The sequence below is a fragment of the Saccharibacillus sacchari DSM 19268 genome, from assembly GCF_000585395.1.
Lineage (GTDB): Bacteria > Bacillota > Bacilli > Paenibacillales > Paenibacillaceae > Saccharibacillus > Saccharibacillus sacchari.
In genome coordinates, this window is record NZ_KK073875.1 from 3,346,576 (window position 1) to 3,369,528 (window position 22,953).

The window sequence follows — 22,953 nt, forward strand, 5'->3', positions numbered from 1 at the left end:
TCGGAATATTCAAAAGACAATCTCAAGTCTGCGGAAATAGGGGTGGGAAGATGAATACCTTGATTATTGCCGATGATGCCGAGGTTAAAAATACGATCAAGCAGGCGATTTGCGAGCTTGAGCTGGGATGCAGGATTTTCGAGACGTCTTCGCCCAAAGAAGCGCTGAAGCTGATGCAATCGGATCGTATGCCGATCGTCTTTTCGGAGATCGATATGCGTCAGATGAACGGTCTTTCTTTTGTTGAAACGCATAAGCGTGCTTTTCCCGAGACTTGCTGGTTGGTGATCTCGGCGTCTAAAAATTTCTATGATATCAAAAAGGCGATCGAGCTTGGCATTATTGATTATTTATTGAAACCCGTCGACGGATCGGAACTGCGTAATGTGCTGAAAAATCGAGTGCATTATACACGTGCAGTTTGTCATTAGCTTTAATAGATTCTAAGCTTTAAAAAAAGAAATCTCGAGGCTGTCGAGAGAGTTACGTAGGAGCGTGAAGCGAGAAGACTGCGAGAGAAATTGCCAGCATACGCTTCCGAAGTGCATTTCTTCGAAATGCTTCAGGTCGCGTGTTGAAATCGAGAACGGGATTAAATTTTTAGCGGAATTTTCTCGATTTCAAAGGCGATCACTATCGTTCCTACACTGAATTTCTCTCTCCGTCTTCTCGCTCCCAGTTACGGTCAGGCTTTCTCGGTACCTTCTTTAATAAAAAAGAAGGCTCATTTTTTAATTTAATAATCTGCCGTTATCGTTCCATTGTCCGTACATGCGGTTTTCTCGCGTATTTAGCATAAACTTCTCCAGTCTGCTTTCGAACAATTCCGGCTGCTTGCGGCAGCTTTGGATCGTGTCGAGACGGATGCGTCGGTACAATTCGGGGAAGGCGAGGAAATTCTCAAGCGTTTGCGAATCTGCCTGTAGTCTGCGGTCGATTTCTTCGTCGATGACAAAAGAATCAAGGCCTCCCGGTGGGAAAAATAGACGTCCGGTCTCATGGATCAGACCTAAGCGTTCCAGACGCAAGGCGCGCTGTTTATTCAGTTCTGTCCATGAACTGCCGCGAGTTCTTGGCGAAAGGCGTTGCATCACGCCGATGCCCGCCGCGGTCTTTTTTACGCCGTCTATCCAGCCGAAGCATAGGCATTCTTCAACGACATCCAGATACAGCAGAGTATCAGGACTTGGTTTCATGCTTACGGCGACCCAGCAGCATTTTTGAGTAGCATGATTTTCCTCCAGCCACTGCCTCAAGTTCTCCCGCGTTTTGACCTCTGTTAACAAAGGCTGCATCTCCATAGCCCTGATCACTCCTTTTCTTCAACCGATTCGGTCGTGACTTGCTTATTTCGAATAAACCTGCGCTTCGTCTACCGGATTTTGATACCAGAATAACACATAATCCGTCATCGTCGAAGCATGTCCAAGCTGCCGCAGCATCGCCGAAATATTCCCCCGGTGATACGTGCCGTGATTCACTAAATGCAGCAAGATCTCCGACAGTCGCGTCTCGCGGCTTCCGGTATACGGATTGACCAGCAAAATGCTGCGCTCCAGATCAGGCTCCGCCTGGAGCCAAACGTTAACTTTGTGCGCAAGCGATTCGAAAGCAGCAGCAAACTCTTCTACGCCAAACCCGGACATCTCTTGTTCCAGCGCCATATACTGATTCATGGCTTGCTGCATATCCATGCCCGTCAGCACGTGATACCAGATCGTTTCCACCGCGAACATATGACTGAACCCCCGCGCAATCGTCGGAAAAGAAGTGTTCGCCTCCTGTTGCATCACCGAAGAAGGCAGCTCATTAATTCGTTTCAACAGCGTCTGAGTCGCCCAAGCGTCGTAAGTAAACATTTGTGCAGAAGGATTGTGATTCATGATTATGACCTCTTTTCAATAAGTAGTGTAACCCGTCTTCAACAACAGCATACGAAAAGAAGACTGACAACAGCGTGTCAGCCTTCAAGTTGCAGATAGAATTCAGAGTCAATTCCTGTTCGGGGGGGGAAGCTGGGAACTGCGGGGGAAATTCGTTCAAAACGCTGTTTCACCCGGAAATTTGATTGAAGTTTTTGTGGAATTTTTCCAGGTTCAAAGGCGTTTTGACCTGAATTTCCCCCTTCGTTTTCGCTTCATTTATAAATAAAATTAAAAAAAAGACTGACAATGCAACGTCAGTCTTAGCGTGCCAAGAACGTCCAACGTAGCTGGAAGCGAGAAGACGGAGAGAGAAATTCAGTTCAAGACGCCTTTGAACTTGGAAAACCTCAACTCAAAATTTCAATCGACTTTTCCAAGTGAGACAGCGAATTGAACGAATTTCTCTCGCAGTCTTCTCGCTTCCCCCGCCGAAGTGACTTTCGAGAGCACCCTAAGACTGACCGCGATGCAGCGTCAGTCTTTTTCTCCGTCGTACAGAAACAATGCCTTTTGCAAATGATCGCGCAAAATGAACCGCAGCTCCACCGGCTGCAATACTTCCGCACCCGGGCCGAAGCCGAGCAGGATCGACCAGAGCCAGCGGGCTTCGAGCGGTTTGTGAATACTCAGACGCATCGTAAGGCTCCCGTCCGAATGAAATTGTTTATCCGCTTGGGGGAATTGATCGAGCGCGCTGGATAGAGCTTCCGGATACACGCGAAACACCACATCGCGACTATGTTCATCTTCTTCATAGATCGCCGGCGGTCGGTCCAACGAGCTTTCATCGTGCGCGGCAAACGTGTCTTCCGTCAACTGCACCGCCAACATGCGCGACAACCGAAACTCGCGATAATCACGTCGGGTCCGGCAGAAGCCGTAGACGTACCAATTGCTGTGCTTGTAATGCAGGCGCAAAGGTTCTAAAGTTCGACGGGTTCGCTGATTGTCCGCACGGACGTAGTCGAAGCGAACAACCCGATGCTCCGCTACGCCTGTCCGCAGCTTCGGTAGCGCTTCGGGATCGACGCGTCGCGTTTCCAAATTAACGGCCAGTCCGGCTGCGCTGTCCGAATTCGGCGAGATCGTTTGCAATCGTTCGATCGTGCCTTGCGCCCGCTCGTCCTCGAAGACGGAGGAGAGGCTGCGCAGCACGGTGAGCAGCGTCTCGACGTCGTAGGAGCCGAGCAGCGCTTTATCCATTTTATAACCGTCCATAATACCGTATCCGCCATGCTGCCCCAGAACGGACACGACCGGGAATCCGGCAGCGCACAGCACGTCGATATCCCGGTAAATGGTACGCTGCGAGACTCCGTATTCATCCGCCAACACCGACGCCGACAGCACTTCATGATTGAGCAGCTTATAGATCATGGCAATCAATCGTTCCAATTTCATGGGTTTCTCCACCTGTTTTCCGAGTAATGTATCCGCATTATAGCATGCGGATTCGCACGCAATAACAAAACGTTCTTGTCGCAACACGAAAAAGACATAACTGATTGCTACACTGACTCTTGTAATCGTAAAGTGATTAGGAGATGACGATGAATGAAAAAAATGATTCCTTCCGCGTTGACGTTGGCTAATCTGTTGTTGGGATTTCTTGCCCTTTTATTTATTTTCAAAGACGAGCTCGTGCCTGCGATTTGCTTGATTTTGCTTGGCTTGTTATGCGATTTCTTCGACGGTTATTTCGCGCGCAAGCTGGATGCCGCATCGGAACTCGGCAAAGAGTTGGATTCCTTGGCCGATCTCGTCACCTTCGGCGTGGCGCCTGCCGCTCTGGTCTATGCCGCGTCGCTGCGCGAGATTGCGGTGTTCGGCGCGCTCTGCTGCGTGATTTATCTTTGCTGCTGCGCAGTTCGCCTTGCCCGATTTAACGTAAAGCAGGCTTGCCTGGCGGGCTTTGTAGGCATGCCGACGCCGCTGGCCGCTATCCTGATTCTGCTGATCTCGGTATTGTCTACGCCCGGCGTAACGGCGATCGGGATGTTGGTGATCGGCGCGTTGATGGTCAGTCGGCTTTCTTTTCCCAGTTTAAAAAAGATGAAGAGTGAACCGGCGGAGGAGTATCGATGAATAACGCGCTGCAATTTTTGTCGGATTACGGATATGCGGCCGTCTATGGTCTGCTCACGCTCGGAATTGTCGGACTGCCGATACCGGATGAAATTCTGATGACGGGCGTCGGCTATCTGACCTTGATCGGCACCATGAAGCTGCCCTATGCGATTTTTTTCAGCTTCGCGGGGGCGATGAGCGGGATGATGATTAGCTATGCGATCGGTCATAAAGCCGGACGGCCGCTGCTGGAGCGGTATGGAAAGTGGGTAGGCATGAAGCCGCAGCGAATCGCCAAAGTAGAGGGATGGATGAATAAATACGGGCCAATCTCGATCGTCGTCGGTTATTTTATCCCCGGCTTCCGGCATGTGACCTGCTATATGTGCGGAATCAGTCGAATGCCGTTGCGTAAATATGTATTGTTCGCTTCAGTGGGGGCATTGGTTTGGTGCGTCATTTTTATTATGATGGGAAGGGTATTGGGATATGCGAATCATTGAACAGGGAAAAGGATTCATATACCGTTTATCGGTGCGCGTGCTCGGCGGAAGGTTGTGCAGCGGGGCGTTAAAAAGATTCTGCGATTCGCGGTTTAGTCGGCATCTGATTCCGGCTTTTGTCAGCGTCTATAGGATTTCCGACAAAGAGCTTGAGAAACCGTTGACGGCTTTTCGTTCGCTCAGCGACTTTTTTATACGTGAAATTCATCCGAGTCGGCGCCCGATTGACGGAGATTGCTCCGCAATCGTAAGTCCGGTGGACGGTTATGTGCAGTCTTTCGGCGACATTACGGAGGATCAGCGTTTTGAAGTTAAAGGAAAGAGCTATTCGTTCGAAGCGTTAACGTCGCTGAATGAGGAAAGTTCCAACTATGGCGGAGGCAAATTCATTATTTTATATTTGAGCCCGGCTCAATATCATCGCTTTCATAGTCCGTTGGCTGGAGAAGGGGCGCGAGTGGCGGAGCTGGGTCGGCGTTCGCTGCCGGTTAACCGCAATGGCTGGAAATACGGAGGGCGCTTGCTGTCGTTCAATCATCGGGTTGTTTTCCAAATTCGACGTCGTTCGGCCGGCATGATGATGATCGCGGTGGGAGCGTTGAACGTGAACTCGGTGATCCAGAGCAATACGCGTCCTTTTTGGGGAAAGGGAGAGGAAGTCGGTTATTTCTCGTTCGGTTCGACCGTTGTTTGCTTGTTTGAAAAAGGGACGGCCGAGTGGATCGAAGGCTTGCAGGAAGAAGGTTATATTCAAGTCGGGGAACGGTTGGCAAATTGGCAATGTCCCGACTCGCCGGAAGGGGGAGATCAAGGTGACGAAGAAAGTGCTGATTGTCGAAGATGAACGTCGAATCCGGGAGTTGATCTCGGATTATTTTGTTGCGCAACATTGGACGGTCTGCCAAGCGGCGGACGGCAGCGAAGGTTTATATACATTCGAGACGGAGATTCCCGATCTGGTCATTTTGGACCTGATGATGCCCGAAATGGACGGTTGGGAACTGTGCCGCCGTATTCGCCGCCGCTCGGGGGTTCCGATCATTATTCTGACTGCGGTATCGGGCGATGATCGTCAGATCGAAGGGTACGAGTTGGGCGCCGACGATTATGTCACCAAACCGTTCAGTCCCAAAGTGCTTGTGTCCAAGGCGGAAGTATTGATGCGTCGGGTGGACGGTCATCTGATCTCCGCTGCGGAGACGCCGATCGGCTTCGGCGTTCAGCTCAATACGCGCAGCCGCAAGCTGGAATACGCGGAAGAGTCTGTCGAATTGACGCCGAAAGAATACGGACTGCTTCAACTGCTGCTGCGCAACCGGGGGATCGTACTGTCGCGGGATACGATTCTCGGTTATATCTGGGGTTCGGAATACGAAGGGGATGTGCGCGTCGTCGATACCCATATCAAGAAGCTGCGAGGGAAAATGGGACCGGCCTCGGAATGCGTGCGAACCGTATTCGGCGTCGGGTACGTGTTTGAGGAGAAATTATGAAAAGAGCCGGAGTGACCGCCAAATTGTTTATCGTCACGGCCGCGATTTTCATTTTGTTTTATATCGTGGTGCTGCTGGCCCAAGTGCTTGTATTCCCGGAATTTTACGAATACCGGAAGACGGCGAAATTAAAGACGGCAGCAGAGGAATTGGCCGCGGTTTATGCGCATGATCCCAAGTCGTTCGCGGTATCTGATTCTTTGCTTGCCCAGCGTCTGCGCCGAACAGACATTAACTTTGCTCTAACCGACTTTGAAGGCAGCTTGACCGCGAACGATCCTTTTCAAATTCGGATTGCCCGCTCGGACGGCAACGAACTTAACGTATCGTTGTTTTATTTGGTGATCGCTTACCGCAGTGAAGTCGAACAGCTTAAGTTGGCAGCGGGCGAATCGGTGCAGATCTATGGCGAGTTTGGTCAAGGAGAAGATCGCGATACCTTTTACGCGTTCTATATCGGAGCGGCCGGAGGCGAAGGGACTCGCGGCAAAGAAGCGGGGGAGCGAGGCATTCAGGGCGAAGGAAACGCTATGCGCGGAACGATCGTGACGGCCAAGTTGCCGGAGTTGGACAAGCTGGGCAGACGTCTGGGATTGCTGTATTCGGCTTTGGACGAGCTTTTTCCCTTATCGGATGAACAGGTCGCAAGCCTTCGTCGAAAAGAGCCGGTGGCGTTCACCTGGATCGATTCTTTCGGAGGAAACCGGAGCGGAATCTTGATCCGTCCGGTGGAAGATCCGCAAGGGAATATCAAACTGCTGTTGTTGGTGACTTCCTTGCAGGAGATCAAAGAAACGAACAGCGCGCTTCGCGTGTTCTTCATTTACTTGGGCGCGGGCGGGCTGGTGTTGATCCTGCTGTTATCCGTGTGGTATTCGCGGATCGTGACGCGCCCGTTGCTGCTGTTGAACCGAAGAGCGGAACGCATGAAAAGGCTCGATTTTTCGGGCGGAGAACCGCTCCGGCGGAAAGACGAGTTAGGCAGCTTATCGAACGCTTTGTTCGAACTGTCCGGCAAATTGGGCGTCACGCTGGACGAACTGAACGCGACCAACGTTCGTTTGCAGCGGGAAATCGAGCAGAACAAAGAACTGGAGCAGCTCCAAAAAGACTTTTTCGCCAATGCTTCCCATGAATTAAAAACGCCGCTGAGTATCGTACGAGGCTTTGCGGAAGGGATGCAGGACGGAATCGGAGCCGGCAGGCAGGAGCATTATATCGGCGTAATTCTGGAGGAAAGCGAGAAGATGGAGAGGCTGGTGCAGGATATGCTGGAGCTGCTGCGCCTTGATTCGCCCGCCGTGAAGTTATACAAGTCGCCTGTACTGTTAAGCGAGTTGACCGAAGACGTGCTTCAGAAGCTGGTGTATCGAATGCGGGAAAAGGAACTGGCTACACGCATCATCCGCCGCAATGAACAAGCCGTATCCGTAGATGCCGGCAAGATCGAACAAGTCGTGCTTAATCTGCTGACCAATGCGATCCGGCATGCCAAACCGGGCAGCACCCTCGAGATCGGGGTAATCGGCGAGGCGGACGGCATGACTTATCATGTACACAATGAGGGGGAGCCGATCCCTGAGCCTTACCTAACCCGGATCTGGGAACGCTTCTTCCGGGCGGAAGCTGCGCGTGACCGAGCCAGCGGCGGAACCGGACTGGGACTTGCGATCGTGAAGCGGATTCTGGAGCTGCATGACTGTCGATATCAGGTGGAGAATAAGGATGGAGGCGTGACCTTTACAGTACGCTTCCGCAATCGGGAAACGTAAAAGTTTCGCATACGAGTTAACACCCAAGCCGCGAATGTATGGCTTGGGGGCTTTTTATAGCTTGGGTTCGAAATGTGTTCAACTGTTACAATCGTTTCTTTTGATGCCCTCTATACTTTTTCTTCGCCGAATTGTTCAGCGTCAGACCAAATCCGATGCCTAAAACACCGCCAATGATAAATCCCATCGGAAAGTTTTCAAAAGCGACGCCAAGCATGGTCCCGAACGTAATGCCGAGCAAAACGCCGAAACCTGCTGCTTTTCCTCTGTTTTCCATATGTGATCGACTCCTCACTTTGTATAGGATACGTTCTTCGGTGTACGGGCTTGGATCGCGTTAAGAGGTTGATCCAACTTTAGCCGAAGCGTCAGTAGACAGCATGACAGCGTGAGCAGCGAAGAGACGCCATACACCACGAACAGCGACGACACGTTCATCAGTATTCCCGACAGGCCGGTACCGAGCAGAATGCCCGCCATCATCACCGGAATCATGACGCCGTTGGCCCGTCCGATATACTCCTGTTTGACCTCTTGAATCATGAATGCCGTAAAAATGACTTGGAAAAAGGCTCCGCATAAACCGGATAACACCCGCGCGCCTGCCGTAAGGGGCGTCCATACGGATAACACTTCAACAAAAGTGAGAACCGACCAGATCAGCATGATTCCCGTCATGACACCGCGCCGATAACGGCCGACCCAGCCGGCGGCCGCAGCGGCGGCAAGACCGCCGACCAGCATGCCGACGCCTTCCGAAGCGGTCAACCACTGCACGCCTTCCTTCGGCAATCCCAAACGTTCAATGACCAAAAATACGTCGAGCGGCTGCGTCAATCCGATCGACAGTCCGCTAATCAGGAATAGAGCGGCGGTGATTCGAAGATTCGAACGCTCCCATACATAATGAAGCCCGTCTTTCAAATCCGTCCAAGCGGAAGTCGCTTCGGGGCGGGCTTCACGCTTGGCATCCGGCAGCAGCAGTTGAATGCCCGCAGCGGTCAGGAAGACGAGGATCAGCGCGATCAACGACGCATTCAGCCCCAGTTGAGTATAAATGAACGTGCCCAGAATCGGTCCGAGAATCGTAAAGATCGCCATTAAGCTCTGCGTAATGCCGACGGCGCTGCCGACCTGTTCGGCCGGAACGTGCTGGCGGAACAACACGGAGGAAGACGGCTGCGAAAATTGGCTGACGATCGCGGACACGACCGTCGCCACGAAGACGGCCTGCCACAGTCCGGCGAGTACCAACAGCAGAATCACCAATATGGAGACGGCACTCAGCGCATCGCCCGCGATTACCGTCTTTTTCGGATTCCAGCGGTCGGCGAACGTGCCTCCGATTAGCGAGAACAAGAAGATAGGCAGATACTCCAGCGCGGTCAGCAGCGAGACTGCGACGGGATTGTTGCCGCTCTGCTCCATGACGTAGAACAGCAGCGCCATATTGCGTATCCAGATGCCGATTTGCTGAAGCAGATCGGCACCGGCGACGATTAGGAAAACGCGGTTTTTAAATAATGAAGTCATTGTGGGGTTCTCCTAATCATGATGTCGTGCGGGTCTGGGACGTAGGGGAAACGGAGCCGACCGGAATCAGTTTGGGCTTGAAGAACAGATACATCAGGCGGCCCATATAGATTTTGAACAAGCGCAGAAACTCGTACGGGATCGGTTCGCCTCCTTTAACCAATACCTCATAACCTTCCGATCCGTGTACCATACGGTATTGGGCATTCCGGTAGCCGTGGTTGAGATAGAAGCGTTTGCGTTTCGCCCGTTGCTCCGCGTTTTCGGCAGCGACTCCGGTTTCTTCGATATTCAATACCAGACGGTTGCCGCGATACTTTTCCGAAATAAGACTGAGCACGGCGCCGCCGTAGCCTTTGGAACGATGGGAAGAGTCGATCGCCAGATATTGGACGAAGGTAATGTCATTGTGCGAGATCAGATAAGCGAAGCCGATAAATTCGTCTGCGTCGTAAAAGGCAAGGAAGTCGACAAAGTCCTTTTTCGCTTTGCGGAGCAGGAAGCTCATCGGGATGCGTTCGCTTTCCGGGAAAGCCTGTTGATAGAGACGATCGGCAAGCTCTGCTTTGCGGGAATTTTTACGGATGGTTCTGATATGCAGCATGGTGGTCAATCTCCTTTTGTACGTATGCGGTTCATCTTTTTTTATTTTAGGGAAGGCTTGTGTTTTTCTTGTGTCGTTTGCGGACGGACCATCACTTTCTCGCCGTTCAGGTCCAGTTCGCCGTTGAAGCGGAAGCCGAATTTTTCGTATAAGCGCAGCGCGCCTTGATTGTCCTCGTACAGGCTTAGATAAATCTCGCTCGGTCCGAATTGTTCGGTTAACAGATCGAGCAGTGCGCTAAGCATGATTCTGCCGAATCCGCGTCCTTGATGCTGCGCGTCGATCAGGAACCGGTCCAGCCAGACGCGTCCCGCTTGACCTGATGATTCTTCGTCCGGGAAAAATCCGTACATCGCGAAGCCGACCAGTTCGTCGTCCGCATACAGCGCGACCGGGACGTAACATGAACACTCTTCGGCTTCTTGCAGGCATTGCGCCGTGCTTTCGATATAAGAGATTTGATCCGGCGCTACCCGAAGATCAAGTACGGATTGAACATTTTCTACTGAGACGACATGGATTGAAGTTTGCATAAGATTCACCTTGAATTTCCGGAGTTCCGCAACTGCGGCTCCACGTTTGATCGAGATATCGTTTAGAATAAGGTATACCGTAACCGGATAGTCAAGGAGGACTTATGGACAAAATAAAAACGGAAATTTACCTGTCGACCGGGGAGTTTGCGAAGCTGTGCGGCGTCAATAAAAGGACGTTGTTTCATTATGACGACATCGGGCTGTTGAAGCCGGCTTTTACGGATGAGAAAGGATACCGTTCGTATTCGCATCGTCAGTTGGACGTTTTTTTGCTGATTAACGGCTTGAAAGAATTGAAGTTTCCGCTGAAGGACGTGCGCGAATATATGGATAGCCGAACAACGCGTCATATGATTGACATGGCGAACCGGGAGCTGCCGCATATTCAACGAGAGATCGAAAAATTACAGGACATTCGCAGAATGCTGGAAGAAACGATCGTCATGGCGGAGGAAGGACTCGCGGCGGAAAAAGGAACGTTCAGGTTGGAGCGGCATGAAGCGCAGCGACTCATCCGAAGCGGGCCGATTGCGGAAGGCGATCCGAGCGCGGGTTATCTGGAGTGGACGAACGAGTTCCGGCAATTCGATCGATTAACCCAATCGGACGCCGCTTCTTTTATCGGAACGATGATGGCGGTCGAGGATTTGTTGAACGCCAAAGAGCCGATTGTTTATTTTTTCGTGAAAACGAAAAGCAAACGCAAAGGCTTGAGCACGTTCGTTAAACCGAAAGGCATGTACGCGGTCGGTTATCATCACGGCAGCTACGAGCGTCTGGACGACACCTACTCGGATATGCTGGCTTGGCTGGAACGGCAAAAGTTGTCTACGGGCGAATTTTCGTATGAAGAATATTTGATCGACGACGTGGCGGTAAAGGACGAAGAGGAGTATGTGACGAAGATCATGATCGAGATCGAGAACGAATAAATGGTAAAAAAAGGTTTTTTAAAGCTTCAAATTTGCGGTTTAAGAAGAAAACAAGAAAATGAATCCCTAGGGATTAAACCGCTGTTGCACAAGCTTTAAAACTGAAATTAATCGCCTTAAAATCGATGTTTTTAACTGATATTTTCTGTGTTAATATGTAGCAGTCGATTCGAATCCGACTTACTTGAACAACGAGGAGTCGTGCGTATGGAATTTGTGTGGATGCTTGTTTTGATTTTGCTCGGAACCAAGGTGGCCGGACATTTATCGGTTCGTCTGGGTCAGCCGTCGGTGTTGGGAGAACTATTGGTCGGAATTCTGATGGGACCCGCGCTGCTCGGTTGGATCCATCAAGGTTCGTTTATCGAATACATGGCGGAGATCGGCGTGCTGCTGCTGATGTTCATGGCGGGTCTGGAAACGGATTTGGAGCAGTTGAAAAAGAACTGGAAGCCGGCGATGGCCGTAGCGTTGGGCGGTATCGCGCTGCCGATGATCGGCGGTTACGGCGTCGGTCAGTTGTTCGGATTTTCCGGGGCGCATTCGTTATTCCTGGGTGTTTTGTTCAGCGCGACTTCGGTCAGCATCACGGTCCAGGTATTGAAAGAAATGAACAAGTTGGACTCCCGCGAAGCGACGACGATTCTGGGCGCAGCCGTCGTGGACGACGTGCTGGTGGTTGTTCTTCTGGCGGTGCTCACGAGCTTTTTCGCGACGGGAGACGGCGCGGAAGTATCGATCAGCCTGCTGCTGATCAAAAAGATCGCGTTCTTTGCCGTCGTTTTCTTGGCAGGTTGGCTGATCGTTCCCCGCGTGCTGCGTTGGACATCGAAGTTCCGGGTCATGGAGCCGGTGCTGACGTTCGCTTTGATTTTTTGCTTCGCGTTTGCGTATTTCGGCGAAAAAATGGGAATCGCGGGCATTATCGGCGCTTTTGCGGCAGGACTTGCGATCTCGCAAACTTCGTTCAAGCACTCCGTAGAGAGCAAAGTCGAGCCGATTGCTTACTCGATCTTCGTTCCGGTATTTTTCGTCAGCATTGGATTGAACGTCTCGTTTGAAGGCGTAGGGAGTCAGATCGGGCTGCTCGTGATCCTGACGGTTATGGCCGTATTGACCAAGCTTCTCGGCGGGGGATTAGGCGCAGCGCTGACCGGGTTCAAGCGTCGTTCGGCTTTGGCGGTAGGTGCAGGCATGGTCTCGCGCGGAGAGGTAGCCTTGATCATCGCGGCGACCGGCTTGAGTTCCGGGTTGCTGGAATCGCGGTATTTCACGACGGTGATCATCACGATCATCCTGACAACGTTGATCGCGCCGCCGATGCTCAAAGCGTTGTTCGGCGGCAGCGGATCCCGGCATCAAATACCTCACAGACGAATGTAAGTCGATCTCTCGCGAAAGGATGAAGCTCATTGACCGCGAATATTTTTTTGTTTTCGTATGAACCCCATAAGCGCGGCTGGACCGATCGCTGCGTCCAGTCTCATCTTGAAAGTTTGTACGACATCAAGCATTTGCATCATGACATGTATCTGATCAAAACGGACGACGACATCGATTTGCTGGAAAAGTATCTGACGGAATGTTTTTTTGAAAAAGATCGGTATTATTTGCTGCAAATCAAAGACGAACCTTACCGATTCAAGCGGGCCAAGTCCAAATCGATCCGCCGATGGATGGACAATATTTGAGCATAGGAAAGAGCCTTTCGAACGCTGGAAGGCTTTTTTCTTATTTTCAAGTGAACGGAAAAGGAGGCAGTCCGAATGAGTGCGATCCATGAAGAAGAACGCCTGGACCCAATGCTTTTGTCGCGATCATTATGATCTCTTCCATTCTTGACCGCATCGGATCTTTGGCAACCTAATCGTCTGCATTGACCCTATGCAAAATAAGATCTTTATTCCGCCACGACCGCTTCGAACGATAAGCCTTGCGGTTCTTTTCTTTATCGAACAGATATGGAATGATAGAGGGTAAGGAGTTGAGCGAATGTTTAAAGATTTCAGGGCGGAAGGCGAGAGTCCGGCTTATATTCAATTGAAAGTCTATATCGAGACCTTGATTGCGCAGGGCGTTATGCCGTTGCATCATAAACTGCCTTCCACGCGCGAGTTGTCCGGACTGCTTGGGGTGAGCCGTACAACCGTCATCAGCGCGTATGAAGCGTTGGAGCGCACGGGCTGGATCGAAGCGGTCAAAGGCCGGGGCAACTTCGTGTCGCGGGCGGCCGTGCATCTGGACGAACCGCCCAGCATGATCGAGTGGACGGAGCGACTGGGGCCGCAGGCCTTTTTATCGGAAGAGATGGATTTGATGAAGCACGGAATCAAGTGGGAAAAAGGCATGATCGCGTTCACCAGCATTGCGCCCGATGAACGATTGTTCGACATGAGCGGCGTCAAGCGTGCTTTTCTCGATCGGATGGCGCTTGAAGGCGACGTGCTGTTGAATTACGGCTATGCACAGGGCTATCGGCCGCTGATGCGTTATTTGATGAGCTATATGAAAGGCAAAGGCGTCGAGACGACAGGCAAAGACATTTTGATCACGAACGGCTTCACCGAGGGCTTTGATCTGTTGTTGACCGCGATCGGCAAGCGGAGCGGGCGTATTCTGTGCGAGAATCCCACGCATCAGACCGCGATCAAGATTATGAAGCTGCACGGATTCGAGCCGGTCGGCGTTCGCATGGAGCGCGACGGCGTCAATATGGACGAACTGAAGCAGACGCTGGATGAAGGGGGCTTCGATCTGGCCTATTTGACTCCTTCTTACCACAACCCGACCGGCATCGTGACCTCGCCGGAGAAGCGGATGGAATTGCTGCGCCTGTTGGGCGAGCATGAGATTCCGGTGGTCGAAGACGGCTTCAACGAAGAACTCCGTTATTCCGGCGCGCATGCGGCTCCGTTGATCGCTTGCGCGGGCACCGGCAACTCGGTCGCGTACGTCGGGAGCTTTTCCAAGATCCTGTTTCCCGGTATCCGGGTAGGCTGGATCGTGGCGGATCGCAAACTGATCGGCTATCTGGAGAGCTTGAAGAGGGCGCGGACCATTCATACGTCGACGCTCGACCAGGCACTGTTGTTCCAATATTTGCATAACGGCAACTTCGAACGTTATCTGAAACGGGCGCGAACGGAGTATAAACGCAAGTACGAACTGGCTGTTCAGGGCTGCACCGCGCATATCCCGATGAAAGGCATGAGCGGTGAAGGCGGCCTGCACGTATTCGTCGAGCTGGATGAACGGTTGGATGCTCGCACCGTATTGGAGGATTGTCGCAAACTCGGCGTCGTGTTTACGCCGGGCGATATCTTTTTCACGGACGGCGGCGGGCAGCATACGTTACGGATCGGATTCTCGCGCGTGCCGGAGGAACGAATCGAAGAAGGGCTTCGAATCATCGGAACGGTGGTAAAAGAACACGTAAAGGCTTTAAATCATCGTGCAAATGCATAGAAGAAAAGGGGACATAGGGATGGTTGATCGCAAAAAACGACTAAAGCCTTGGGCCGCAGGTGCCGCGCTCGCATCCATTCTGCTGCTCGGCGGCTGTCTCCGTTTCGGTCCGCAAGAAGATGAGATGGCGAACACGACCAACACGGAAACGGCGCAAACTCAGCAGGCAGAGTCCGCGGATTCGCAACCGGCAGAAGAAGCGGAAGATTCTATGGCGGATGAATCCGCTGCGGAGTCGACAGAATCTACGGAGTCCGGGCAAACGGAGCCTTCCGGCGACGGGGAATCAACGGAGGGTACGACTTCGAGCGCGTCAGAGGAAGAAAAGAAATCCAAAGACGAAGGCCAACGGATCGAAGTGACGATAAGCCGAGACGACGCGGAGCAATTGGTTGAATTCGATCTGCATGTGCTTCCGGCAGGCTATTCGTTATCGGGCATGTCTTGGGAGCCGGAGGCTGAAGCGCGGGCATCCATTGATCCGGGAGAAGACGAAGCGGCGGGAACCGGAACAACGACCATGAATGAGGCCATGGCCGGAACGGACGCGGAGATCGAAGAAGGGGCTGCTCCGACGACTGAACCGGAACGAATTACATCCACTTATTTGGATGCCGTTATCGCCGGACAGATTGGAACCGAAGGATTTTTCATTGACGAGAACGGTCAACGAATCGGCTATCGTTACGCGGCGGATCAGACCGGACGCACCGGTACGGTTCGTCTGGATTTCCGGGACGGAGACGGCGGAATAGCGACGTGGGAAGCGCGAATCGCGCTTGGGTTGCAAGAGATAACGGATCCGGCAGAAGAAGCGGATGGCGGTCAAGAATAAATCTCGTTTCAAACATGCGGAAAATGGATAAACATGGATTACATTCGGTGTTAGCCAAAGTTCGGGGGAAAGGAAAAAGGACTTGCTTTTTCACGCTCCGCCTGCTAACTTTTCAAAGGGTACAACCGATATATAGGGAAGAAGCAGCGGCGGCGCGGAGTGCTTAAAGCTGCTTTTTTATCCTAAAATTTGGAAGCGTTATCAGGCTATCACGGAAAAAGGAGATACATCTATGAGAGTACATGAATTTAAGATTGAAGGGGACTTCGATCGCGACGAACTGCTCCGCATCTCATCGCAGGCTTCCCAGTTCGCTTCGGAAATCAAACTCGCCTTTGGAGACGAAGACAATCAGCGGATCGTAGACGTCAAGAGCTTGTTCGGCATGATGCTGCTTCCGATTCACAACGGCAATACCGTACGGATCAGCGCGCGGGGTCAAGACGAACTGGCAGCGCTGGAATATATGTGCGAATTGTTCCAACATCACGGCTGCGCGCCTCATTAAGGCTGCCGGAGAAGGTATGAAGAAACTCATCCTCCTTTTGAAGGAGTGATGGGTTTCTTCGCGTTTGTGTAAAAACCTTTCCCGAATCTGCCGATATTTTGTTAAGGCATGCCTGACATGCTTTACGTTCAACCCTGATCTGAAAATGACAGCGTCCAGGAGGAGTTTATTCGTTATGCTTCAACTTTCATATAATCTCGGCAGTCTGCAAGAGATTGATTCCTACCTGCATGATACCGAGTTGCAGAACCATGCAGCTCGAAGTCGCTCTACGCTGGTTCAATTTTTTGCATCGCATGTAGATTCGAACGCGATACCTGCCTTATATCAACGCATCATTGAATATATCCCGGAAGCGATCGTCACGGGAATTACGACGGCCGGCGAAATTCACGAAGGGGAATCGATCATGGAGCGCACGGTAGTGGTCTTTTCCTTTTTCGAAACGGCGGAACTTCAGCTTGTGTCTTATCATGGGCAGTCGGAGGCGGAGCGAGAGTTAGGCCGGCGCATGGTCGATACGATTCTATCCGAGCCGGTCGCTGCCCCGATCAAAGGCATTCAATTATATGCGACGACGCAGCGCATGAATGCAGCAGGCTTGCTGGAGGACATGCAGAGCCGATTGGAGGGTGTTCCGGTGTTCGGTGCAGGAGCGAGCTCGTACCATAATCATGGAGAAACCTGGATTTTTGCGGGAGACCAAGTCTATGAAGAAGGCGCCGCAGCTGTTGTATTCCGCGGAGCAGAGCTGGAGATCGAAGTGTATCCCTGTCTGGGGTGGGAGCCGTTAAGCCGTGCGATGACCATTACCGAAATCGAGAGTCCGACACTATTGAAAACGCTCGACGGTATTCCGGCAGCCAGCGTATACGAGAAATATCTGGGGATTCAAAACGACGATAACTTTTTCAAAAACATGCTGGAATTCCCGCTTATGCTGAAACGCGGCACGTCTACGCTGGCTAGGGTTCCGTTGATCCGTCGGGCGAACGGGAGTCTGCAATTGGTGGCGGACGTGCATGTCGGGGAACAGGTGAGAATTACCTACGGCAGTCCGAAACATATTATCGAAGCCGCTTATGATATGCAAAAGAAGCTGGCAGACTTCCGTCCGCAAGGTATTTTGATTTACTCTTGTTATTGCCGTCAGGTCTATCTGCAAGAAGGATTAAATCTGGAGACGCAGGGTTTCCGTCAAATTGCGCCTTCCGCGGGATTTTATACGTATGGCGAATTTTACGGGGAAGGCGGGGAACTGGCTCTGCATAATGCAACGATGGTGGCAGTCGGCATGCGCGAGGGCGGCTTGGCCGAGCAATTTTCCGGGCAAGAGCCGAATCAAGTTCATTTGTCGGAGTCGAAACCGATGGAAATGACGGCGAGGCTTGCACGCTTCGTCGGCGTTGTCGTCGAAGAGCTGGAGCAGGCCAACCGCGACCTTCAGGAGCTGATGCAGGCGGATAGCTTAACCGGAATCTATAACCGCCGCAAAATGGACGAGCTGCTTGGCGAAGCAATGAGTTCGGACGAGGCTAACGATTCGTTATCCATTGTACTGCTCGATATCGACTGGTTTAAGCGAATCAACGATACCTACGGACATCTTTGCGGAGACGAGGTGTTAAAGCGCACGGCCGCGATTTTGCGTGAAGACGTCTGCGGAACGGGGGATGTTGGGCGATGGGGCGGCGAGGAGTTCCTGCTGCTTTTGCGCAACAAGAAGGCGGATGAGGCTGTAACGATTGCCGAGCGGATCCGCGTCACGTTGGAACAGACGGATTTCGGTGCTCCAGGCTCGGTGACGGCAAGTTTTGGCGTAACTGCCGCCAGACCCGGCGAAGAGATCCGACAGCTTTTCAAACGTGCGGATGATGCGCTTTATTCGGCCAAACACGGCGGTCGCAACCGCGTAGTTTTGTTTTAGGGGAGAATCGATTCTTTTATCTTTTAAAACTGGATTTATGGAAGGTTTCAATGTGCTCGAATAGTTCTTGGCCGTTGCGGCTTAGTGGATGCGTTTGACGCTCCTCTTCGTTTTGCAGGTCGAGCAGCATGGCGCGGTATTTTTCCGGGATCCAGATATAGCCATGAACGTATTCGGTAGACTCGAATCCGCATTGTTGCCAGAATCGCAGTCGATTTCGGCCTTCTTCGCTATTGTCAACTTCCGCTTCTATCAATAGGCCGCTTACTTTGAGGTTTTCGCGTGCCCAGTCGGCTAACGCGGCGACCGTCTGTTTTCCGATCCCGCGTTTGCGAAAAGACGGAGATACGGCGAGATAGTCTACGATCAGCAGGCGTCGGTCGGCACTGAGTCCGGTTAAGGCCATGGAGCAGGGTTGATCGTCTAAGACTCCCATGTGCAAAAAAGCATCCATGCCTTCTAGCATATTGCGCACGATGCGTTCGGGTTTGCGGATATGTTCGGGAAAGGATGCTTCATAAATAGGAAAAATCCGATTACGGAAGTCGTCATTCCATTCCGAACTTGTCCGGAGTTGCAATCGTTTCGGGGGAGGCTTCGGATTCATCGCGGGTTCCTTCTTTCTCCGATGTTTCTCTTTATTGTACAAAATAAGGATTCCTATAACAAACAGCCCCGTGCATCCTGCACGGGGCTGTTTGAGTTCAGCTTACATAGAAGAGAGTTTGAAAAGGCCGAGATCCTTTTGCAATCCTGTCGCCATCTCGCTGAGTTCGCCTGCGGCGCTGCCGATTTCTTCAAGCGCGGCAAGCTGTTGCTGGGTTGAGGCGGCCATCGTCTGAGATTCTTCCGAGGAATGCTGCGCGACCCGTGCGACTTCGGAAATGGAAGCCGTCACTTCTTCTACGCCTGCGGAAATTTCCTGCGAAGCCGCGGAGATTTCCTGAATTTGATCGCTGACGGCCCGGGCGCTGTGCCCGATCGCTCCGATTGCGCCGCTTGCCCGGTCGATGAAGGCCAAGCCTTCTGCTGTTTCGTTATCCGTGCGGGACATGAGTTGAACGGTTTCTCCGATCAAATCTCGGATATCGCCGATTCGAAGAGAGATGGTCTCCACGGAAGTCTGCGTCTGCTCCGCCAGTTTACCGACTTCCGATGCAACAACGGCAAAACCCCGACCATGTTCGCCGGCTCGTGCTGCCTCGATGTTGGCATTCAAGGAAAGAAGCTGGGTTTGCCGGGCGATGGCTTTGATCGAAGCGACAATCTCGTCAATTTGCTGAGAGTGGGCATCAAGCCGGGAGACGCTGCCGGCCGATTGGCTGACCGAATCCCGAATGCTCCGCATTTGCCGCACGGCCGCAGTCAGTTCCTGATCGCCCGTTTCGGCTTTTTGAGTCGTTTCGGCAGCCGATTCGGCTACGGAAGCCGAGGACTCTGCGATTCGCGAGATCCCGACGGCCATTTCGTTCATGGCAAGCGCGGTATCTTCGGTCATGCGGCGTTGCGATTCGGAACCGTCCGCCACCGATTGAACCGCTTGGGCAACCTGGCGCATGGCCAGCGACGACTCCCGCGAAACTTCGCTCAGCTGTTCGGAAGCGGCAGCAGAATGTTCGGAAGCTTCCTGACTGTTGCGAAGCGTTTTGTTCAGAGCGACGATCATACGGTTGAACGACTGGCCGACCTGCCCCAACTCATCTCGTGTCTCAATTTGAATATCTCGAGACAAGTCGCCGTTCGCCATCGCTGTCGCGCGCTCGTTGAGTTGTTGAACTGCGGCATTCACGCTTCGGTAGAAAGCCATGTAGAAGAGCAGCACAAGCAGCAAGGCGGCGATAATCACGGCAACAACCAAGTTGCGTTGAGCTTCCAAACGGTCAATGCGCTGGTCAAACAGCAACATAAGCGTTTCGGAGGCCTGCTTGAAAAACGTATTGGAGACATCGATGGTTGCCGTGCCCGCCGAGAAGAAGGCAGCCGGATCTGACGTCAGGTTTTTATCGTCAAACAACTGCTGTTGGGCGGTGGAAAGGAACTGTTCGATCGAAGTCGAAGTTTCCTGCCCGGAGGCGCTCATCCGGGATGCGGCTTCCGGATTCAGTTCGGTAATTCGTTGAAGTGCTTTATTCAATTCTTTCAATTCATTTTCCGCTTGCGTTTTCTTGACGGCAACTTGAGTCAACGTCTGCGCTTCCGCTTGGCGTCGAGTCAGCATTCCGTTGCCTGTGCCGCGGATTTCCGCGGTTTCCTCAATCAGAGCCGGAATACGTTTAACGACCATATCCATGAGGTAAAAGGAGTCAATCTCCGTGTCGAGCGACAAACCCGATTCGTCCGCGCTTTCGACCACGAAGTCGAGCACGCGCGCGATCAGGTCGCTGTGACGGGCGAAACTTTCTTCGGCGGAAAGCGAAGTTGTTTCCTGTTCAAGCGTTTTCCATTCTCCCGCAAGGGCTTGCCAAGCATCGGCGGAGCCGACTAATCCGGACTGCTGAACAGCAAGATCGATCGCGGCTGCATTTTCGTTTGCTTGCGAAGTTGCTTCGACAAGTTTACTTTCGCTGTCTGTACCGCCGCCATTCAGATAGGCATTAGCTTGTCCGCGATGCTGCTGCAAGGAGAGGATAAAAGGCATGGAGGCTTCGATCTGAACCAACCCGACTTTTTCTTCCCGGGTCGTAGCAATTTTCTCTTGGGTGCCCGTAATCCACAAGCCGAAAAGAAGGGCCAGTGGAGCGGCGAACAAAATGCTGATGAGTACGAATTTTTGTGCATACTTCAATCGGGATAATACGAATGTGAATGGATAAAGCAGTTTGGCCAACATGGGCATCCTCCTCTGTAGTACGCTGATCCGATCTCTATTTCGACCCGCATAACGGGCTTCGAAATGGTTCGTTCGACCCTGTACAAGATTCTCTCTATCTATATCGGAAGAAAACCCTAAAATTGATTGCTTCACCGCCCAAAAGTGAAAAAAACCACAAAAATTTGGCGTAAAATGCAAAGAGCCTGCTCGCAAGAAGGTATTTCGCGGCGCGCAAAAAGACCCCGTCCACACAAAATGCGTCGACGGAGCCGGGATGAAAGAATGTTTAGATTGGTTTAATCGGTGATCGAATGATGCAGATCATTAATGCAAGCGTTCAAACCGTTTAACTGCCCAGTAAGGAAGAGTTACGGAACGCTCAGCCGTGTTAACGGTGAAGAAGCGAGTATCATTCATATCGGGAAAACAGGGCCCCGTATAAAACTCGCCGCTAACTAGATGCAGGCGCAGTACTTCTTCTTTGAATACGGCCTTTTTGATCTCTTGAACTGCCATGGTGCAGGCCCCCCTTATCAGGTAAATAAGGTCTTGCGAACTGTTTAATACCTTACATTACCCCGTGTTACGATTCTCCAATCATATTGCAGGCAATATTAATGAACATTGTAAAAAATAATTTGAGTTTGTAAAAATTAAGGCGTCTTTATAATCGACATTAATAAGAAGACACGCCCTAGTTCCGATTTATCCTATTTGCCATGAAGTTGATTTCTTATAATGAAAAAGCACGAGAAGATTACGATTATCCAGTACATGAACCGGCTGGTAATCAAGTATTGGAACGTGTGCTTTTATGGCAGCATAAATAGAAACATTTGGAGGAATTTTTGATGAAAAAAGTAGTTATAATGGGTTGCGGAAATGTAGGGAGCGACGTGGCGCGGTTTGTCGCCGAAGAAATGTCTGACATCGAAATTACGATTGCTGATTATAACCTTGAAGCTGCGGAACGATTAGCAAATGAAGTCGGCGGGAAGGCCGTTCAATTCGACGCTACCGTTCCCGAAGATGTGAAGCGGGTATTAAACGGAGTTGACATTGTGTTCAACGGGGTAGGGCCTTTCCATCGATTTGCGATTCCGATCATCGAACAAGCTATTGCCAGCGGAGTCAATTATGTCGATATTAATGACGACTTTGATGTTGCTATAGAACTTATCAGCACGGAAAAATTCGATAAAGCAGCAAAAGAAGCGGGAGTCACCGTCATATTCGGCGCAGGCTCTACCCCCGGATTGACCAATATACTGGGAAAATGGGGCGTCGATCAGCTTGATCAAGCACATTCGATAAACATTGCATGGGGATGTTCGTTCGTACCGAATCTGTCTGTTGCTGTAGTGGATCACCTATTTCACTGTTTGATTGGCGATGTTCCGCAATTTATTGATGGTCAGCATCAGAATGTGCCGGCCTGGAGCGGAGAGCAAAGAATACAGCTTCAAGGATCGTTAGGAACGAAAACATTCTCATTCTCCGGCCATGCTGAACCTGTTACATTGCCTAAATATATTCCGGGGTTGAAAAACGTAGAAGTGAGATCGACCTTCTTTCAAGAAGAAGGTAACGATATCTACAAACAAATTATTGCTTTGGGGCTTGCCGGAAATGAGAAGCTTCCTAAATCGGGGATTTCTCCGCGTGCATTTATTACAGAGTTCTTGAACTCTGAAGCGGGAATTGAGGCTTTAAGTGTAGATTTAGGCTCTGAACCTGCAGGCGCAATTTTCCGAGTGGAAATTGAGGGTGAACTTGAAAATAGCCCAACTAAAATTATTTACGAGGTTCATTTGTTGTCGGATACCGTGAATGACCCTACTTCACTTTGTGCCGCTAACGTTGTAATCGATGTTCTCACAGGAAAAGTGACTCAACCAGGTTTATTCTCTCCTGAAGCTGTTATCGAACCTGAATCGTTTGTAACAAGAGTGGCTAGCAAGTTAGGCGGTAAGCTGTATAAAGAAATCGTTAAATTGGATGAATTGTATTAATGTTCATTCATGGCGTGTCCCATAAAGGG

General features: G+C 51.4%; 24 protein-coding genes. 14 read left to right on the top strand and 10 right to left on the bottom strand.

Annotated features, from left to right (window positions below):
• The first annotated feature begins 50 nt into the window (after window positions 1-50).
• Window positions 51-431, top strand: a complete 381-nt coding sequence (locus SACSAC_RS14165) for a response regulator (RefSeq protein ID WP_037287489.1) — start codon at window positions 51-53, stop codon at window positions 429-431.
• Between the two features lie 300 nt (window positions 432-731).
• Here the strand turns inward: SACSAC_RS14165 and SACSAC_RS14170 are convergent, their stop codons facing one another.
• The 3 genes from SACSAC_RS14170 to SACSAC_RS14180 form a co-directional block, all read right to left on the bottom strand.
• A complete protein-coding gene (locus SACSAC_RS14170) occupies window positions 732-1,301 on the bottom strand; it encodes a YdeI/OmpD-associated family protein (RefSeq protein ID WP_037287493.1) in 570 nt (189 codons plus the stop codon).
• Between the two features lie 45 nt (window positions 1,302-1,346).
• The gene (locus tag SACSAC_RS14175; protein WP_037287496.1) at window positions 1,347-1,883 is read right to left on the bottom strand and encodes a DinB family protein; all 537 of its coding nucleotides are present in this window, start codon (window positions 1,881-1,883) and stop codon (window positions 1,347-1,349) included.
• A gap of 516 nt (window positions 1,884-2,399) precedes the next feature.
• Window positions 2,400-3,326: a helix-turn-helix transcriptional regulator gene (locus SACSAC_RS14180; RefSeq protein WP_037287498.1), complete on the bottom strand. Its 927-nt coding sequence runs from the start codon at window positions 3,324-3,326 to the stop codon at window positions 2,400-2,402.
• A 153-nt stretch (window positions 3,327-3,479) separates the two neighbouring features.
• Here SACSAC_RS14180 and pssA point away from each other — a divergent pair, with 153 nt between their 5' ends.
• The 5 genes from pssA to SACSAC_RS14205 are packed head-to-tail and all read left to right on the top strand — an operon-like array spanning window position 3,480 to window position 7,760.
• Window positions 3,480-4,010: a CDP-diacylglycerol--serine O-phosphatidyltransferase gene (pssA, locus tag SACSAC_RS14185; RefSeq protein WP_037287501.1), complete on the top strand. Its 531-nt coding sequence runs from the start codon at window positions 3,480-3,482 to the stop codon at window positions 4,008-4,010.
• The gene (locus tag SACSAC_RS14190; protein WP_037287504.1) at window positions 4,007-4,495 is read left to right on the top strand and encodes a DedA family protein; all 489 of its coding nucleotides are present in this window, start codon (window positions 4,007-4,009) and stop codon (window positions 4,493-4,495) included. The genes pssA and SACSAC_RS14190 overlap by 4 nt, the downstream gene beginning before the upstream one ends.
• Window positions 4,482-5,339: an archaetidylserine decarboxylase gene (gene asd, locus SACSAC_RS14195; protein WP_051507122.1), complete on the top strand. Its 858-nt coding sequence runs from the start codon at window positions 4,482-4,484 to the stop codon at window positions 5,337-5,339. The genes SACSAC_RS14190 and asd overlap by 14 nt, the downstream gene beginning before the upstream one ends.
• Complete coding sequence (locus SACSAC_RS14200) at window positions 5,308-5,988, top strand: response regulator transcription factor (RefSeq protein ID WP_037287507.1); 681 nt, start codon at window positions 5,308-5,310, stop codon at window positions 5,986-5,988. Before asd ends, SACSAC_RS14200 begins: the two co-directional genes overlap by 32 nt.
• Window positions 5,985-7,760: a sensor histidine kinase gene (locus SACSAC_RS14205; protein WP_037287510.1), complete on the top strand. Its 1,776-nt coding sequence runs from the start codon at window positions 5,985-5,987 to the stop codon at window positions 7,758-7,760. The genes SACSAC_RS14200 and SACSAC_RS14205 overlap by 4 nt, the downstream gene beginning before the upstream one ends.
• A gap of 85 nt (window positions 7,761-7,845) precedes the next feature.
• On the opposite strand, the gene SACSAC_RS14210 is transcribed toward SACSAC_RS14205, so the two are convergent.
• The 4 genes from SACSAC_RS14210 to SACSAC_RS14225 are packed head-to-tail and all read right to left on the bottom strand — an operon-like array spanning window position 7,846 to window position 10,430.
• The gene (locus tag SACSAC_RS14210; protein ID WP_037287513.1) at window positions 7,846-8,037 is read right to left on the bottom strand and encodes a glycine zipper domain-containing protein; all 192 of its coding nucleotides are present in this window, start codon (window positions 8,035-8,037) and stop codon (window positions 7,846-7,848) included.
• Between the two features lie 14 nt (window positions 8,038-8,051).
• On the bottom strand, window positions 8,052-9,293 hold the full coding sequence (locus SACSAC_RS14215; protein WP_037287517.1) for an MFS transporter: 1,242 nt from the start codon (window positions 9,291-9,293) through the stop codon (window positions 8,052-8,054).
• Between the two features lie 16 nt (window positions 9,294-9,309).
• Window positions 9,310-9,897 carry a GNAT family N-acetyltransferase gene (locus SACSAC_RS27165; protein WP_051507123.1) on the bottom strand — a complete coding sequence of 196 codons (588 nt, stop codon included), beginning with the start codon at window positions 9,895-9,897 and terminating at the stop codon, window positions 9,310-9,312.
• Between the two features lie 41 nt (window positions 9,898-9,938).
• On the bottom strand, window positions 9,939-10,430 hold the full coding sequence (locus SACSAC_RS14225; RefSeq protein WP_037287520.1) for a GNAT family N-acetyltransferase: 492 nt from the start codon (window positions 10,428-10,430) through the stop codon (window positions 9,939-9,941).
• Window positions 10,431-10,534: 104 nt separating this feature from the next.
• On the opposite strand from SACSAC_RS14225, the gene SACSAC_RS14230 reads away from it, so the two are divergent.
• The 7 genes from SACSAC_RS14230 (at window position 10,535) to SACSAC_RS14260 (ending at window position 18,100) form a co-directional block, all read left to right on the top strand.
• Window positions 10,535-11,365 (top strand): MerR family transcriptional regulator, encoded by an 831-nt coding sequence (locus SACSAC_RS14230; protein ID WP_037287522.1) that lies wholly within the window; start codon window positions 10,535-10,537, stop codon window positions 11,363-11,365.
• A 207-nt stretch (window positions 11,366-11,572) separates the two neighbouring features.
• Window positions 11,573-12,748 (top strand): cation:proton antiporter, encoded by a 1,176-nt coding sequence (locus SACSAC_RS14235; RefSeq protein WP_037287524.1) that lies wholly within the window; start codon window positions 11,573-11,575, stop codon window positions 12,746-12,748.
• A 29-nt stretch (window positions 12,749-12,777) separates the two neighbouring features.
• The gene (locus SACSAC_RS14240) at window positions 12,778-13,056 is read left to right on the top strand and encodes a hypothetical protein (protein WP_037287526.1); all 279 of its coding nucleotides are present in this window, start codon (window positions 12,778-12,780) and stop codon (window positions 13,054-13,056) included.
• A gap of 301 nt (window positions 13,057-13,357) precedes the next feature.
• Window positions 13,358-14,830 (top strand): aminotransferase-like domain-containing protein, encoded by a 1,473-nt coding sequence (locus tag SACSAC_RS14245; RefSeq protein WP_037287528.1) that lies wholly within the window; start codon window positions 13,358-13,360, stop codon window positions 14,828-14,830.
• A 19-nt stretch (window positions 14,831-14,849) separates the two neighbouring features.
• On the top strand, window positions 14,850-15,665 hold the full coding sequence (locus SACSAC_RS14250; protein ID WP_037287530.1) for a hypothetical protein: 816 nt from the start codon (window positions 14,850-14,852) through the stop codon (window positions 15,663-15,665).
• Between the two features lie 232 nt (window positions 15,666-15,897).
• Window positions 15,898-16,173 (top strand): HPr family phosphocarrier protein, encoded by a 276-nt coding sequence (locus SACSAC_RS14255; protein WP_037287532.1) that lies wholly within the window; start codon window positions 15,898-15,900, stop codon window positions 16,171-16,173.
• 175 nt (window positions 16,174-16,348) lie between these two features.
• Window positions 16,349-18,100, top strand: coding sequence for a sensor domain-containing diguanylate cyclase (locus tag SACSAC_RS14260; protein WP_037287535.1), 1,752 nt, complete (start codon window positions 16,349-16,351; stop codon window positions 18,098-18,100).
• Between the two features lie 16 nt (window positions 18,101-18,116).
• Here SACSAC_RS14260 and SACSAC_RS14265 read toward each other — a convergent pair whose 3' ends face one another.
• The 3 genes from SACSAC_RS14265 to SACSAC_RS14275 all read right to left on the bottom strand — a co-directional run bounded on the left by SACSAC_RS14265 (window position 18,117) and on the right by SACSAC_RS14275 (window position 21,428).
• Entirely contained in the window at window positions 18,117-18,707 is a 591-nt protein-coding gene (locus tag SACSAC_RS14265; protein WP_051507124.1) for a GNAT family N-acetyltransferase, read from the bottom strand.
• 102 nt (window positions 18,708-18,809) lie between these two features.
• Window positions 18,810-20,930, bottom strand: coding sequence for a methyl-accepting chemotaxis protein (locus SACSAC_RS14270; RefSeq protein ID WP_037287537.1), 2,121 nt, complete (start codon window positions 20,928-20,930; stop codon window positions 18,810-18,812).
• 306 nt (window positions 20,931-21,236) lie between these two features.
• Entirely contained in the window at window positions 21,237-21,428 is a 192-nt protein-coding gene (locus SACSAC_RS14275; protein ID WP_037287539.1) for a hypothetical protein, read from the bottom strand.
• Between the two features lie 332 nt (window positions 21,429-21,760).
• Here SACSAC_RS14275 and SACSAC_RS14280 point away from each other — a divergent pair, with 332 nt between their 5' ends.
• Window positions 21,761-22,924 carry a saccharopine dehydrogenase family protein gene (locus SACSAC_RS14280; RefSeq protein WP_342666467.1) on the top strand — a complete coding sequence of 388 codons (1,164 nt, stop codon included), beginning with the start codon at window positions 21,761-21,763 and terminating at the stop codon, window positions 22,922-22,924.
• Window positions 22,925-22,953 lie beyond the last annotated feature (29 nt).